The sequence below is a fragment of the Lederbergia citrisecunda genome, assembly GCF_018343695.1.
Lineage (GTDB): Bacteria > Bacillota > Bacilli > Bacillales > Bacillaceae_C > Lederbergia > Lederbergia citrisecunda.
The window spans coordinates 1,314,972-1,331,518 of sequence record NZ_JAGYPJ010000001.1 but is presented as its reverse complement, the minus strand read 5'-3'; the positions used below and the strand labels follow the sequence as shown (position 1 = coordinate 1,331,518).

Here is a 16,547-nt window from a genome sequence, read left to right as displayed (position 1 = left end):
TAGTATGGGGAAGAGTTTAAATGAAATTGCAAATCAGTTAAAAGATAATAATAAAAAAGTTCAGCTGATTTACGCTTTTAATGGAACCGGTAAAACTAGGCTATCAAGGGAATTTAAATCCTTAGTGTCACCCGATGTAAATGGTGATATGGAATTAGAGGAATTAGAAGTAATTAGTAAAAAAATACTTTATTACAATGCGTTTACAGAAGATTTGTTTTATTGGGATAATGATTTGGAGTTTGATGCTGAACCAAAACTTAAAATCCATTCTAACTCATTTACAAAATGGATTTTTGAAGAGCAAGGACAAGATAGAAATATAATTACTAATTTTCAACACTATACCGATGAAAAATTAACTCCACACTTTAATGAAGAATATTCTACTAAAGATAAAAATGGTAATAATGTGACAGTAGGAGCTTTTACAGAAATAACCTTTTCATATGAACGTGGTAATGATGAACGTTCAGATAACATTAAAATCTCAAAAGGTGAAGAGAGTAACTTTGTATGGTGTGTTTTTTATTCTCTACTTGAACAAGTTATTGAGGTATTAAATGTAGCTGAATCAAGTGATAGAGAAACAGATCAATTTGATCAGCTTGAATATGTATTTATAGATGACCCTGTAAGTTCATTAGACGATAACCACTTGATTGAAATAGCAGTAAATTTAGCACAATTAATAAAAAAAAGTGCATTAACAGACCTCCAATTCATTATAACCACACATAATCCTCTTTTTTATAATGTGCTATGTAATGAATTTAATAATTCTAATAAAAGTACAGGTTACAACAGAGATAAACACTTTAAAAAGTATAGACTAGAAAAGCAAGAAGAGGGAACTTACGGACTAATAAAGCAGCCTAATGATTCGCCGTTCTCTTATCATCTCTTTCTAATAAAAGAAATTGAAAAAGCTATTGATTCTGAACAAGTGCATAAATATCATTTTAGCTTCCTTCGAAATATTTTGGAGAAAACCTCCACTTTTTTAGGTTATCTTAATTGGGGGGAATTATTATTACCTGTTAAAGGAAGTCGGGATGCATATGAAGAAAGAATTCTAAATTTATCCAGTCATTCAAAGCATTCAGCTGAAGAAATTGTTGTACTGACAAATGATGACAAAAATGTATTAAAACATCTTATCGGTGAAATCTGTGAAATATATAGATTTAAAAAAGAGAATAATTAAGGGGGGATTTATAGTGAGCGACCACAAACCCATCGCAGAATCAAACAACTATATAGTTTTAGATAAGTATACCAAGATAGCTGAACAAGGGGTTGGCTATCAAACGGAAGCTAATTTAGAACGAGAACTCATTCAAGATTTAATTAATCTTGGCTATGAGCATTTGCCTAATTTAATCTCTCCTGAGCAGATGCTTGCTAATGCTCGTGTGCAGCTGCAAAATCTTAATCATGTGCAATTTTCAGATGCTGAATGGTTTAGATTTTGTGAGCAATTTTTAGATAAACCGAGTGACAACCACATAGATAAAACCCGGAAAATTCATAACAATTATATTTATGACTTTGTTTTTGATGATGGGCATATTCAGAACATCTACCTAGTAGATAAAAAAAATATTGCCAATAATAAAGTGCAGGTTATTTCGCAATTTGAACAAAAAGGAACGCATGCGAATCGATATGATGTTACCATCTTAGTCAATGGCTTACCTCTAGTACAAGTGGAGCTCAAAAAGCGAGGGATTGCGATTCGCGAAGCCTTTAACCAAGTTCATCGATACAGTAAAGAGAGTTTCAATTCTGAGAACTCTCTATTTAAGTATTTACAGATTTTCGTGATTTCTAATGGTACAGATAGTCGTTATTTTGCAAATACGACGAAACGTGATAAGAACAGTTATGACTTCACTATGAATTGGGCCAAAGCGGATAATATCCTAATTAAAGATATAAAGGATTTCACGGCTACATTCTTTCAGAAAGATACTTTATTGAATGTGCTACTGAAATATTCCGTATTTGATGTGAGCGACAACCTGCTGGTTATGCGACCTTATCAAATTGCCGCGGCAGAAAGAATATTATGGAAAATTAAAAGTGCATACCAAGCAAAAAAATGGAGTACCATTGAAAGCGGCGGATATATTTGGCATACAACAGGTTCGGGAAAAACGCTTACGAGTTTTAAAGCAGCACGCTTGGCTACTGAACTGGATTTTATCGATAAAGTTTTTTTTGTTGTAGATCGGAAAGACCTGGATTTTCAGACGATGAAAGAGTATCAGCGTTTTTCTCCTGATAGTGTTAATGGTTCAGAAAGTACCGCAGGATTAAAGCGTAACATCGAAAAAGATGATAATAAAATTATTGTGACGACGATTCAAAAACTTAATAACCTAATGAAAAGCGAAACAGAGTTACCTATATATAATAAGCAAGTGGTATTTATTTTTGATGAAGCTCACCGTTCACAATTTGGTGAAGCTCAAAAAAATATCAAAAAAAAGTTTAAGAAGTTCTATCAATTTGGATTTACAGGCACACCTATTTTCCCGGAGAATGCGCTTGGTTCTGAAACGACTGCTTCTGTCTTTGGTCGAGAGGTACACTCTTATGTCATTACGGATGCCATTAGAGATGAAAAGGTTTTAAAGTTCAAAGTAGATTATAACGATGTACGTCCCAAGTTCAAAACGATCGAAAAAGAACAGGACGAGAAAAAGCTATCGGCAGCAGAAAATAAAGAAGCACTACTACATCCTGAACGCATCAAAGAAATTTCTCAATATATTCTTAATAATTTCAGAGTAAAAACCCATCGTCTAAACGCGAATGGAAAAGGATTTAATGCCATGTTTGCTGTGAGCAGTGTCGATGCAGCCAAACTCTACTATGAATCATTAAATAAATTACAACAAGGAAGCAATAACCCCCTTAAGATTGCTACAATCTTCTCCTTTGCTGCTAATGAAGCGCAAACTGCGATAGGTGAAATTCTTGATGAAACTTTTGAACCAACAGCTATGGATAGCAGTGCAAAAGAGTTTTTAAGTTCAGCCATCAAAGACTACAATGCGATGTTTAAAACCAACTATGGCGTAGAAAGTAAAGAGTTTCAAAATTATTATCGTGACCTTGCTAAACGAGTAAAAGACAAAGAGATTGATTTGTTAATTGTTGTTGGAATGTTTTTAACTGGTTTTGATGCACCTACATTAAATACTTTATTTGTTGATAAAAATCTTAGGTATCATGGTTTAATGCAAGCTTATTCGAGAACAAATCGTATTTATGATTCCACTAAAACTTTTGGGAATATTGTTACTTTTAGAGATTTAGAACAAGCAACCATAGACGCTATTACTCGTTTTGGAGATAAAAACACTAAAAATGTGGTTTTAGAAAAAAGTTATAAAGAGTATATGGAAGGATTCGCTGATGTGGCAACGGGTGAAGCCCGTCGTGGTTATGCAGATGTAGTCAGAGAATTAAAGGAACGTTTTCCTAATGTTGATGAGATTGTTACTGAAAAGGATAAGAAAGAATTTACTAAACTATTTGGTGAATATTTGCGTATTGAAAATATCCTACAGAACTATGATGAATATTCAGCTTTAAAAGCTTTACAAACAGTAGATATGACTGACCCTAAAGCTTTAGAAGACTTTAAGGCTACTCACTATGTAACGGATGAAGATATAGCTGTTATGCAAGAGACTCAAGTGTTAGAAGAAAGAGCTATTCAAGATTATCGTTCTTCATATAATGATATTCGTGATTGGTTTCGTCGAGAAAAAACTGGAAAAGAAAAAGGAAATGCCTCTATTGATTGGGATGATATTGTCTTTGAAGTAGATCTTCTGAAATCCCAAGAGATCAACTTAGATTACATTCTTGAACTTATTTTTGAGCATAACAAAAAGGTGAAAGATAAAGCATTCTTGGTTGAAGAAGTTCGCCGATTAATTCGTTCTAGTGTAGGAAACCGTGCAAAAGAAAGCTTGGTAGTTGATTTTATCAACCAAGCTGATTTAGATAGTATTCAAGATAAAGCAAGTATTATTGACGCTTTTTTCTCATTTGCTCAAACTGAACAAAAGCGTGAAGCAGAAGAATTGATTAGTACTGAAAATCTGAATGAAGATGCTGCAAAAAGATATATTTTGACTTCATTAAAAAGAGAATATGCCAGTGAAAATGGAACGGAGCTTAATGAGGTTCTTCCTAAAATGAGTCCTCTCAATCCTCAGTATTTAACAAAAAAACAGAGCGTTTTTCAGAAAATATCTGCCTTTGTAGATAAGTTTAAGGGAGTAGGTGGAAAAATTTAATAAATCTAAAAGGATAGTGAGGATAAATGGCAGAATTCAATTACGAAGTAACCCAAAAACATGGCATACTGTCTGAATCTTCAAAGGGATGGACAAAAGAACTCAATCTAATCAGTTGTAATGGACGTGAACCGAAATACGCATCCGTTACTAGGCGCCAAATCATGAGAAGATGGGTAAGGGTGTCACGTTAAGTAATGAAGAGTTAGATAAGCTGAAGTAAGCATTGAATTCCATAGATTAGGTAACAAATAATACCCGACCACCAGTATATACATTTTTACTGTAAATAATTCTATGATTGCTTCACTAAATAAAAAAGGATCTATACTCTGATTGTTTATCTCATTGGGCATTATATAGATAAGAAATTAAGACCGATTTGTCAGCAAATTTTTCCAATGTTTTAATACGGTGGGGATCTGGCACCTTTATTTGATTAAGTAAAAAGGGGTTTCTTCATTATATGGAATAATATAGGGTTAAACATAAAAATATAACGGAATATTAAAAATTTTTCAAGCCCTTGGGTCAGTCCCCTAGACAAGTAACGCTTTAGAGAACCTGGGGACTGACCCTATTTCTAGTTGTAATTAATCGTCTTGAACTAGTAGAAGAATTGCATGCGTTCATGTTATTCCCCAATGCTTAGAATGTTACAATTGTCCCGCTCGCCCCTCCTATAAAGTATTGTATTAATAAATTTCTCAGCTATTCTACAATTTTCGACAGGTTTTTCTTTCCCCTCTTATTAAAATAATATTTGGTTAACAATTTCATAAGACCCATGTGGAGTGAAGAATATGATCGCTACTGAAGTGTCCTACTCGGAGATATTTACTAAAGAAGTCTCTAAAACCCTTCAAACTTTGGAAGAGTTCAAAATACTTGCAAATAATGAAATAAATCATAAACAACTAAAAGAAATGCTTAATGCAATTAATCAAGATGTATCAACAGGGATTGATAAAATTCAAGGAAATTTAGTCTATCTAATGCAAAATGTGGACTGGAATCGATTCAACCTTTCCTTTTTTGGGGAAACAAATGCTGGCAAAAGCACTTTACTAGAGGCTCTTTTAAGAGGAAATGGAGAATTAATTGGTGATGGAAAAAAGGATTATACTCAAACTCTTGGAGAAAAAAAATATGGTGATGTAACATTGCTTGATTTACCAGGAATTGAAGGGAATGAAGAAAAATACATATCTGAAATAAAAAGAGGGATTGAGAAGTCTCATGTAGTCTTTTTTGTAATCGGCACCAATAAAGAACCGGAAGAAGAAACTTTGCAGAAAATCCGCTCGTATTTGAAAGATCAGGCCAAGGTATACTCTATCATTAATGTACGGGGAAAGCCATCAACGTATAAATATAAAAAGGAAATATATGATGCTAATATTCAGAAGATAGAAGCTAGGACTATTCAAAAATTTAGGAGGATATTAGGTAATCATTATGTAGATAATTTGGTAGTGAATGCTCATCTCAGCTTTTTAGCCCTGGGAAATCCGAATCGCGAGGATCTGATAAATGATCAACAAAAATTAATGGAAGTCTTTTCAAGCAAAAGAGAAGCCTATTCTTTCAGTAAACTTCTGTTAATTGAAAGAATGATTCATGAATTGTCTATATCAAGTATGGAAGAAATATCTTTATCTAATACCTATAAATTTTTAGGTATTTTTGAAGAGGTAAATGAGAGAATTTTAAAAGGAAAAAATGATTTTGATGCTGCCGTTAAAGCCCTAAAAAACCATATTTCTTCTACCATTGTTGAAGTAGAAAAGTGTATTTCCAAATATCGTAATGAGATAATAAATTTAATAGATAGAAAGCTAGAAGGTTTTAAAAGTGATTTACATAAAATTGTTTACGAAGGAATTGACCAAAAATCTAATGAAGCGATTCTAAAAAGAAGGTTAACAAATGAAAAGAAAACCTTCGAAAAAAGTATTATTACTGAATTGAAAAATATATTAGGAAATATGCGAAATGAAATCACTGATGCAATAAGACAACTTCATAACCGAATGGACCTAGAGTTTAAATTTAGTGGAATCGGTCAAAGTGATTTTAATATAGGAGATATCCTGAAGAATGTGGAAGTAAATGTAAAATACGTACTAGGACAAATTCTTGAGGTGGGTTTGTCCATTGGTGGAGTAATAATTGCCATCGTTGCTAATCCAGTCCTGGGAATCATTTCGGGTGTTGTTAGTTTAGTAAAAAAAATTTGGGATTGGTTTTTTGGGGATCCAAACAAAAGGAAAAGGGAAGCTAAAAATAAAGCATACCATGAGATTAATAATACAGTAAATAAGGTAAAAAAAGAGGTTCTCTTAAAAACAGAAAAGGAACTTAAAAATCTTGAAAGCAGTATTAAAAAGCAAGTGACAGGAATTAAGACCATCAATCATGAGATTGAGAAGTTAAGTTATGCGATGGATGGTAAAATTACTGAACTTGATCATTTAAAGGTAAAGATTAGTAAAGCTTTGGTAGCCACTATACTTAAAAAGCCAGTAGAATTTGCCTTTTTTGATATTGGATTGCAATCCGGTTTATTAATCGGTGAAAATATTTCAATGAATACAGCATCTGTTTTTCGCTTAAAGATGCTTAGTACATTCTCTTCTACAGGAAAATACTTTGATTCATTGGAGAACGACATAGATGAAAATCATATTATTTTTGATTCTCAGGACGAATTCACTTTTCAAAGCACTAGTAATCTGATTAATTATCTTAAGATGCAAGACCCGTATTTCCCAATCCAAGGTGTAAGGAGAAAGGAATCATGATTCAGACATTCCAAAATGAAAAGAAAAAAGTATTAGATAAGCTTTATTTATTAAAAGATAAACTAATTTCAATTGAAAAATATGATATTAATTTTTCTCAGCTTATCGAAAAAATAGATAGCGCCATTAAGAATATTGAGAGTGAAAAGTTTGTTGTGGCGATGTTTGGAGCCTTTACTGATGGTAAATCTACGATTATTTCAGCACTTACTAAAAACTTGGATATTAGAGTTGCTCCTGAACCAATTACTGACGGAATTCATTTATATAAATATAAGACTATGGATGATTCTTCAAATATTGAAGATATTATTATTGTTGATACCCCAGGATTGTTTTCTGAGAACGTCATTCACAGTGAGCGAACCATTCAATATATTTCGGAGGCAAATGTAATTTTATATACAGTGGACCCAGTTAATCCATTAAAGCAGAGCCACCATGAAACAGTCAAATGGTTGTTGGAGAAATTAAATAAGGCCGATGCTACTATCTTTGTTATAAATAAAATGGATGAAGTAGCAGACTTAGATGATAGTCATGATTTTGACCGTTGCAGCCGCATTAAGACAGAGACGGTAATAAATACCATAAATAGCATAACCCCTTTACGTGAAGAACCAAAAGTAATTTGTTTAGCTGCCGATCCATATGGTCTTGGATTAGAACATTGGCTTCAAAATGAAGAGGAATATTATCGGCTTTCCCGAATAAAAATGCTTGATATCGAATTGGACAATGTGATCAAAAGTTCGAAAAATGAATTCATCCATAAAGCAGGCATTAGCGTTATAAAAGATACCTTACAACGGTCCATTAAACAACTTGAGAATATCCGTAATGAACTAAAAAAACAAATAGACTTAAGTGAAAATCAACTTTGGGAGATTGAAACCAATTTAAATAAATTTAAACGCGATATCAATACAAAATATAGAAATATTAAAGAAGAAGTACTGATTGTTCGAGAAGATATCTTGTCCGCCTTAGATGCTGTCACCGACCTAAAGGGTTTATCAAATGTTATGGATATGAAGGTTGGCAAAGGTGGATATATTCTAAACGAAAAATTAAATTTAATTGTACAAAAACATACGGAAAGTTTATTCAATGAGCAAAGTGATATTTTACATGGCATTGAATCATCTTTGGATTTTCATGGTGAAATCCAGCAAAAACTTGTTAATATTCTGGGAAAAGCAGGAGCAAAATTTGGTGAGAAAATTGCAGCCCAATCAGCCAAAGAAATCTCGAAGGTTATCCTTAAGGTTCGTGACTTTGCTAAAATTCCAATCAAATTTAAACCATGGGGGGCAATAAAGTGGGGAGATGCGGTAACTAAATTCGGCAAATTCTTGCAAGGTCTTCCTGTAGCACTAAATGCCATTTCAATCATCTCAGGAATTGTAAGCGAACAAAAACTGAGCAAACAACGAACTAATATAAAAAATGAAATTAATAATCATTTTAAAGACTTCATCTCTTCATTTACTATTGAAAGTTATATAAATTATTATTTCCCAGTTGTGGAAAAGGAGGAAGAGATTCGTCAGAACCTCGAAAAAATCCATATTGCTAATAGGGAAACTCAAAATAATTTAGAATTAATAATTCATGAATTAAATGAGCAAGATTTTGAATTAAAATAACATTATTTCTTTTTTGGTGGGGTTTGAGTTTAGGTTCACACTCGCAGCGTACTAAGACATTTAAGCCTGCAAGAGTGATACCGAAAATTTTCTGTATTTACCGATTTTAATCTAATAACCTGGTGGTTCATTCGAATATTGTCCAAGATTAATAGTTGATTTAAATGCATTAGAGATTGTTAAAATTGAGTTACATCGGAAACGGTTGTGTATGTAAACCGTTTCCATTTTGCTTTGTGGTAAGTTAGGTGACAAAAAAGTATGAACAGTTCTAGTAGTACATCTTTTGCCAATAGAACTGTTCATCTGAAAACAGGAAGGTAACCATTTGAAACAATTAAATACAGGAAGTGTAACTTCTCTAAATATGTTTTAAATAGTAAAAGAGAGTATGGAAATACTTATTTATCGAAATCTAAATGAAAGTTAGCTTATTTAACAATCAATCAGGAAAAATCGCTTAAAAAAAGTACCTTTTTATAATAAAAGTAAGGTAAACGCCACTACATCAATTTGTCTGCGATCACCACCCAAGCCATGTGGAGAGTGGTAACAAGAAAAGCTGGTGAAACTTATTCTCCTGTATTACACATTCACATCATTTTACACAAATTTTACACATTGCATTACCTAAACCATATTGAATATATACTTTGACCGTTACTTCGACCCTGACCACTGGTATCTTTTGGTAAAAACGAGTATAATTAAGAAACTATAGAACACTCACAAATGTTGATGTATCAATGTTTATGAGTGTTTTTTGTTTTTGAGGAAAACGGATGAAAAAGGTAGGAATTGAATTGGTTTAACACATTTTTTACACAATGATATTTATTGTGCCTAGTGTACTTATGTACGGGTGCCTACTAAGACTTGAAGAGTTTTACTATTACGTATTTGTATTATTTACAATTGATATTTAAAAAGCAAATGGAACGGGCTGATTGTGTAGTAACTCTGTATTACGTAGTTGATTATTCCTGCGCAACAAAGTCTCTATTTTTAGGTGACTTTGTGAAATAATATATTTAAGCTAACTTTTCATTTAGACTAAGAAGGAATCATTAATGATTTTTCTATAAACCCGTATTTGGATATTTAAGGATAGATGAAAGATTTAATTACTTAATATTGTAAGAGTGTGAATATACAAGACTACAATATAGGATTATAAATAATTTTGGCTGAGCTATAAGGAATGTAATGAATAAGACATTAAATTAATGTGAACGAGGCGATAGAGATGATTAAAAATGCTCTTATTATTGGAAATGCTGATTATGAAGCTATGAGAAAATTGAAAAATCCCGTCAATGATGTAGAGGATATTGGTTGTATACTTAGAAAATTTAATTTTGAAGTTATACAAGCCCAAAATGTAAATATTGAAGAAATGGATAGGTTAGTATCAGAATACAAAGATATTTTATGAGATGCAGATATTGGTCTATTTTATTTTGCCGGACATGGATTTCAAATCGAAGGCAAAAATTATTTGGCTACAATTGATACTTCATCAAGCGATGAATATAGTCTTAAAAGAACTTCGTTTTGTTTAAACGATATACTAGATATGTTTGAAGCAGGCAATGCAAGAACTAAGATTATTATCTTAGATGCATGTAGAAACAATCCTTTTGGTGGAAGATTTCGTGGTGATGCATCAATGACGTTAGCTCCAATAAATGCACCCAAAGGGACAATAATCGGGTACTCAACATCACCTGGTGAAACAGCTGACGATGGAGAAGGGAGAAACGGCGTATATACACAAGCTTTATTAACACATATAGAAACAATTGATATTAGTATTGAAGAAATGTTTAAAAGAGTAAGAAATACTTTGAGCTTAATAACGATGGGAAAACAAACATCTTGGGAACACACATCCTTGATAGGAGACTTTTATTTCAATTATGGATACATTTCAGGTGAATTTTCTACGAGATATTTGAAAAATGCTTTTGCTGATTCAAGGTATGTGTTTGAAGATAACAGCATCGATAATGTTATCAAAGGATTAAAAAGCCATGATTGGTACACTCAGAATCCTGCGATAACAAGTTTAAAAAAATTACAATTAAATGAATATAAAGTTGATTCACTATTCGTATTGGGAAGAAATATATATCAAGCAGCATGCGGAAATTCGAATGAGACCATTGATTTTATAAAGAATTTAGAGAATGAGTTAAACAAGCAGGATGAAGAAGTAGCGTTTCATTTATTAAATGGTTTATTATATGAGGTGTATTTTGATTCTCGTGGTAAAATTAGAAGGAGATTAAAAACAGATCATTTTGAAAAATTACTTTCATTGATTGAAAAGCCTAAATATGAGGAATCAAAAAGATTTATAAGGTACTCATTAATTCCATTTGAAAACAAAGTACTTTATAAACCTGGACATAAAGAATTGGTGTTTGATATTTTCTTCAAGGAAGATAAAGATAATGGTAAAAAGTTTTTAAGCCAGATATGTTATAATGCTCAAAATGTTTTATATGATGAAGATGCAGAGAGTTTATTTGATTATAAAAACTCATGGTATATAACAAGAATGAAGTATGAAGAGTTTGAGGAAAAACTATCAAAGATGACCGCATGTCCATTTAATAAGTTGATAATTCATGATCATGGAAGAACACCTCAAGATGAGTATGTGATTGTGCCTATAGACTTTTGTTTGCTAAAATTTAAAGAGTAAATAAGTAGCTTTTATGGAATGGGGCCTTATGGATATAAAAAAATTGATAACTACTTATAAACAGGTTTCCAGAAAGGTATTAATCAACTGAAAGGAAGAACTTTATGAGAAAGCACATTCTTAAAGTAAGTAAACAACCTTATCGAGAAGATAGTGGATTAACATTTTGGGTGTATAAGCCTATCCAAATGGGACAACCTTATCCTGGTGAACATGGTTATGAATATGTTGAGCATTATGAAAAACTATCTTTCTATGATGAAGTGAAAGTAGGCAGTCAAGTTAGATACTTCGATAAATCCGAAACTGATTACGCTGTGTATTTTGAAATAAATGGAGAGTACTCACCTGGAACATTAACCGAGATTGCCAAAGAGGTATCTACGGGAGAAAATATATATCGAGAGCAATACGAAGCGTTTTTACTAAAGGCAAAAGATAAAGTGCGGTTAATAAAAGTTAGTGACTGATTGCACATTCGAAGGAATACCTGTTGTCAAATAAACAGGCAGCTTGTAGGATTGTAAAAAATAATAATATATCAGAGTCATTTACTGCACAGTACGATACTAGATATACACATCTATCAGGAGATGATTACTCCAACTGTAATCGTCTCTTTTTTATTCAAAGGGAAAAAATCTAAGAAAATAAAAAGTTGTTTATACTCAGTTAGTATTATTGCTTGTTGAATAGGTAATCCTTAGTTACTAATAAGAACTAAGGAGAGTTGATTATTATGAATCTAGGTGAGCAAATATTATCAGATTTAATGGCTACTATAAAAGATTTGTATCCTAATATTGAAGTGGAAAGTACAAAGAATAAATTATCTACTGTTCTATCAGAGTATTATATTCAAAGAGTTGAGTTAGGTGAGGTACATCCTGACCTTGAGGATAAAATACAATTGTTCATCTCGGCAAAAAAACTAGAAGGTTTAAGTTCTATTACTCTAGACAAATACCTAATGGAAATAAGTATGTTTGCTGATATCGTAAAAAAGAAGGCTGAGGACATAGCTACATCCGATGTTCGAATGTATTTAAGTCAAGATGGGACCTTAAAAATGAAGACAAATAGAAAGAAGTTATCTGTTTTAAAAAGTTTTTTTAATTGGTTAGCTTCAGAAGAATATATTAAGCGTGACCCAACCACCAAATTAAAAGCTCCAAAAGATGAGTTCCGACTTCCTAAATCATTATCAATCAAGAACTAAAAATGTTAAGAGAATCCTGCGATACAGTCAGGCAGCGTGCTTTTCTAGAAATATTATACGCAACGGGTTGTAGATTGTCTGAAGTTCATGGATTAGATAAAGCTGATATCAATTTACAAAATATGAGCACTTTAGTTATTGGTAAAGGTGATAAACAAAGGGAAGTCTATTTTTCGATTAGAGCAATGTATCATTTAGGTAAATATATAAATGGAAGAAATGACAATTGTGAAACCTTGATGCTTACAGAGAGAAAACCTTATAGAAGATTATCTAAACGAGGAATACAAAGAGAAATAGATAGAATTTCTCAAAAAGCAGGTTTAAAAGACAAAGTAAGTCCTCATGTTTTAAGACACAGTTTTGCTACTTTAACCTTAAACAATGGTGCTGAATTGGTTGCGATTCAAGAGCTCTTGGGTCATAGTTCACCAGATACGACACTTAGATATGCAAAGATTACTCATGAGCGAAAGCGAGAGCAACATAAAAAGTATTTGATTCAGTAACTTGCTGTTCATTTGACTTTTAGTGTGTAGCAAAGATCTTCATTTTATTCCGAACTTTAAATAGATTCTGATATAATGAAAGGTAAATGGAGTGGCAAAGGGATGATTAGATTGGCACGAAGTCAGTTACTAAAGGACGTTGTTAATGGAAAGGAAAGCATTGAAAGTATTCTACTACGATTGAAAGTAATTTTATCTGATCTCGATAACGATGCAATTATCAATTGGGTTGAAGGAGAGTTAAAGGGTTATAAAGAGCAAATTGAGGTACCGCCTTATAGGGTATTAAGAGGAGCACCAAAAGGTACTTATATTATTAATCAAGTAGCCCAATATACAAATGCTAACGTGCCGCTAAGACATATCTTATCTGAAGTCCTAATAGATAAAATGGTAACACTAGATGTTACAGATAGTATCGGTGCTCTTCAAAATATATTAAATAGTGAAAATAGAGATCACTATCAAAAATTAATTCCTACAGAATTTTGTCATACAATATCTACAATGGAATTGCAAATAACTGGAATGACTATCTATTACGGTGCAAACCAACTCGACGCAATCGTATCGAATGTAAAAGCGAAGTTGGTTGAAGTGATTATGGAATTAGAAAAACAATTTGAGAATTTGGACGACCTAGATATTAAAGACCAAGTTGTCGATAACCGAGAGAAAAAGGAAGAAGTTGTTGGAAATATACAACAAATCATTTTTGACAACTCAATTAACGTTGGAGATAGAAATAAAATCGGTAGATCAAAGCTAGGTCATTGGTTTGGTGGAGGAAGATAATGACCATAAATATAGGCAATAAGAACAAAATAAAAAAATCTAATATCGGTCACCAATTTACGTCAAATAATGCTCAAAATCAAGTGACCCAAAACCAAACTTTATTTGAAAAGCATCCTGTTTTGATTTCGTTTTTAATCTCATTTGTTGCTGGCTTTATCATGCTTTTTTCTTTCTGGGAAACCGTAATTAATTGGATAGAAAATTATTTTAAATAAAAATCTAAGCTGAAACACCAACAAGTATCTACTTGTAAAGGTTTCGGTTTTTTTTTACCTTAATAAAATGAAAAACTTAGAAGTTGGTTTTAAAAGTTCAAACTACATAATTACAAACTAATCGAGGGTATATAATAACTTTTCCCTTTAAAATTGGATATTTATGTTAATGTGAAATTAAGGACAATTTCTGTTTTTATCATCTGTATATACATTATTTCAAATTGGTGCGTTATTTCAGATATTGCTATGTCCCAAACGCTCACTTACATAATTAATGTCAACTTTCCTATATAATAGAACAATTGCATGAGTGTGTCTTAAGCCATGCATTGTAACTGGAGCAATTCCAAGTTCTTGTAAAGTTTTTTGTAAGAGCTTATTGTCATTGGTGTTGCTAATTACTCTGTACTTGGACTCTGGGGTATAAAAGAGTAATCCATACAGATTAGGTGTTACTGTCTCGAAAAGTCTTCTAAATGCATTCATTGTCTTTTTATCTAGTTTGATCGTACGCATGGATGCTTCATTTTTCGGTGAACCAAAACCTTCACGATGTCTTTTCGCATAACTCCATGTTTTTTCAATCTTTATTGGGTTGTTTTTAAAGTCAAAATCCTTTCTTGTCATTCCCACTAACTCGCCAAACTTCTCTCCAGAAGTCAACTCTAATGGAATTAGATAATAACTTAGCCCTTCATCTAACAAACTATAAATCACTTCTAGTAATCTTTTAGTTTCAAAATAATTTAAATGTTTTTCTTCGGGCTTATTCGCAGGATTGCCTCAGGTTAGTACGGCTTACCTTGTGAATCATGCTGGATAATTTGCTCTTCAATGAGTAAAAGAACCGTTCTCGTGCCATTCGTGCTCATTTTTAAAGTTCTAAGATAGTCATGTTTTTTGTTCTATAATATGCCTAACGAGATTAATATAAATCATTTACATAAAGTCACAGAAGAAGAGTGAATTTATCAGAATATTTTCGTAGATATTGAAACTATTATGGTAATATGTACTTAAAATACAACTACTAGTCTAATACCATGACCTCATTGGATAGAAGAAATAATTAATTAGGAGGCACTCCAATGACTAACATAAAAACAGCACTAAAAATGCGAGGCTTTTCTTCAGCGAGGAAAATGGCTACTTAAAGTTAGGAAAAGGGAGTCATTCTCGGGACGAAGTCGAACTGAAGGAAATGATAGAAAAACTAAATATACAAGTAACTTTTTCTGATAATAAAATAATGATCACATCAGAACATATTGATAATCAGAAATATGAAGAGTTCCTGTGGTATCCTGCAAAGAATCATGAGGCTGGGGGAAATGGTGGTTGGCGTAGTTGGAAGTATTTTAGTAAAGGAATGTATGGGCCAAAGATTAGGACGATTTCTTTAGAAACTAGGGTAGCCCTTTTTGTAAAAGCATTAAGTGCAGCAGGTGTTAGAACTATTTCAAGTTGTGATGGGCATGGGAAGAAGACTCCTGTTATTTCTTTCTTTGGACATTAGAATGCATGTTGGTTCATGGTGCTGAAGCAACACTTCATGCAAGATATGAAGTTGAATTATGATTGGAAATTAATGAATTGGAATAACGTAGATCCAGATTTAATCGCTAAATCTCAAACAGGAAAGTGGGAACTGTAACTAGTACTGAAGGATACCCATCAAATGGCTGAATTTCTTCTCAAGAATGGGAAGGGAATCTCCGAATTGAAGAGGGAATTATTTAGAGCAAACAGAAATAGTACTAGAAAACTAGTAAAAGTGATGAATGAAGCAGAGTTAATTTCTTGGATGGAGCAAAAGTTATTAGAAAGAATACGAGTAAAAGAAGGACTTTAGGTGAGGGTACCATTATCAAGTTATACCGTACTAAAATACATTGCTGACAGTGTGGATGTAGCGAAAAGACCTAATATTTTTCAAAGTATTGAAATGGAGGTTGCATTAGATTCCCTAAAAGAATATAGTGTTTTTGCTTTTATTATCCATGAACCATTAGTTCATCATGATTTTCATGCCATTTTACAAAAACAATTCAAAAATTGCACTATAGCTCTGGAGAACATCTCGTATTTTTCGGTTTAGTAGATTCTTCGAAAAAATTATCCTTAGTAGGAAGAAGACCTTTTTATCAAGATATCCGTGATATGGTGACTACATATGAGGAAATGTATAAGGAAGATGCAAGCTATTTAGCCTTTGCTTTAGCAAACAGTTTGAACATTTAACCAGAAATGTTACTTGTCATTGTGGTTACGCATGATACAAGGTTCTCCTCATTCGGTTACTATAAAACGTCTGCGAACGA

General features: G+C 32.4%; 12 protein-coding genes and 3 pseudogenes. 14 read left to right on the top strand and 1 reads right to left on the bottom strand.

Annotated features, from left to right (window positions below; genetic code table 11):
- Nucleotides 1-4: 4 nt before the first annotated feature.
- The 11 genes and pseudogenes from KHA93_RS06660 (at nucleotide 5) to KHA93_RS06610 (ending at nucleotide 14,223) form a co-directional block, all read left to right on the top strand.
- Nucleotides 5-1,207, top strand: coding sequence for an AAA family ATPase (locus tag KHA93_RS06660; protein WP_213110020.1), 1,203 nt, complete (start codon nucleotides 5-7; stop codon nucleotides 1,205-1,207).
- Between the two features lie 13 nt (nucleotides 1,208-1,220).
- Nucleotides 1,221-4,319, top strand: a complete 3,099-nt coding sequence (locus KHA93_RS23480; RefSeq protein WP_213112800.1) for a type I restriction endonuclease subunit R — start codon at nucleotides 1,221-1,223, stop codon at nucleotides 4,317-4,319.
- A gap of 26 nt (nucleotides 4,320-4,345) precedes the next feature.
- Nucleotides 4,346-4,542, top strand: a pseudogene (locus KHA93_RS06650) (YdbC family protein).
- 580 nt (nucleotides 4,543-5,122) lie between these two features.
- A complete protein-coding gene (locus KHA93_RS06645; RefSeq protein WP_213110019.1) occupies nucleotides 5,123-7,123 on the top strand; it encodes a GTPase in 2,001 nt (666 codons plus the stop codon).
- On the top strand, nucleotides 7,120-8,772 hold the full coding sequence (locus tag KHA93_RS06640; protein WP_213110018.1) for a LeoA/HP0731 family dynamin-like GTPase: 1,653 nt from the start codon (nucleotides 7,120-7,122) through the stop codon (nucleotides 8,770-8,772). Before KHA93_RS06645 ends, KHA93_RS06640 begins: the two co-directional genes overlap by 4 nt.
- A 1,246-nt stretch (nucleotides 8,773-10,018) precedes the next feature.
- Nucleotides 10,019-11,482: pseudogene (locus tag KHA93_RS06630) on the top strand (caspase family protein).
- A gap of 104 nt (nucleotides 11,483-11,586) precedes the next feature.
- The gene (locus tag KHA93_RS06625) at nucleotides 11,587-11,952 is read left to right on the top strand and encodes a hypothetical protein (protein WP_213110016.1); all 366 of its coding nucleotides are present in this window, start codon (nucleotides 11,587-11,589) and stop codon (nucleotides 11,950-11,952) included.
- Nucleotides 11,953-12,221: 269 nt separating this feature from the next.
- Complete coding sequence (locus tag KHA93_RS23140) at nucleotides 12,222-12,701, top strand: site-specific integrase (RefSeq protein ID WP_233711069.1); 480 nt, start codon at nucleotides 12,222-12,224, stop codon at nucleotides 12,699-12,701.
- A 2-nt stretch (nucleotides 12,702-12,703) separates the two neighbouring features.
- On the top strand, nucleotides 12,704-13,210 hold the full coding sequence (locus tag KHA93_RS23135) for a tyrosine-type recombinase/integrase (RefSeq protein WP_233711068.1): 507 nt from the start codon (nucleotides 12,704-12,706) through the stop codon (nucleotides 13,208-13,210).
- Nucleotides 13,211-13,312: 102 nt separating this feature from the next.
- Entirely contained in the window at nucleotides 13,313-14,005 is a 693-nt protein-coding gene (locus KHA93_RS06615; RefSeq protein ID WP_233711067.1) for an AbiTii domain-containing protein, read from the top strand.
- Entirely contained in the window at nucleotides 14,005-14,223 is a 219-nt protein-coding gene (locus tag KHA93_RS06610; RefSeq protein ID WP_213110015.1) for a hypothetical protein, read from the top strand. The genes KHA93_RS06615 and KHA93_RS06610 overlap by 1 nt, the downstream gene beginning before the upstream one ends.
- A 237-nt stretch (nucleotides 14,224-14,460) precedes the next feature.
- On the opposite strand, the pseudogene KHA93_RS06605 reads toward KHA93_RS06610, so the two are convergent.
- Nucleotides 14,461-14,946: pseudogene (locus KHA93_RS06605) on the bottom strand (site-specific integrase); the annotation flags it as partial.
- A gap of 481 nt (nucleotides 14,947-15,427) precedes the next feature.
- On the opposite strand from KHA93_RS06605, the gene KHA93_RS06600 reads away from it, so the two are divergent.
- The 3 genes from KHA93_RS06600 (at nucleotide 15,428) to KHA93_RS06590 (ending at nucleotide 16,324) form a co-directional block, all read left to right on the top strand.
- Nucleotides 15,428-15,742 (top strand): hypothetical protein, encoded by a 315-nt coding sequence (locus tag KHA93_RS06600; protein ID WP_213110013.1) that lies wholly within the window; start codon nucleotides 15,428-15,430, stop codon nucleotides 15,740-15,742.
- Between the two features lie 162 nt (nucleotides 15,743-15,904).
- Complete coding sequence (locus tag KHA93_RS06595) at nucleotides 15,905-16,078, top strand: hypothetical protein (protein ID WP_213110011.1); 174 nt, start codon at nucleotides 15,905-15,907, stop codon at nucleotides 16,076-16,078.
- Nucleotides 16,079-16,324, top strand: a complete 246-nt coding sequence (locus tag KHA93_RS06590) for a hypothetical protein (protein WP_213110010.1) — start codon at nucleotides 16,079-16,081, stop codon at nucleotides 16,322-16,324.
- Nucleotides 16,325-16,547 lie beyond the last annotated feature (223 nt).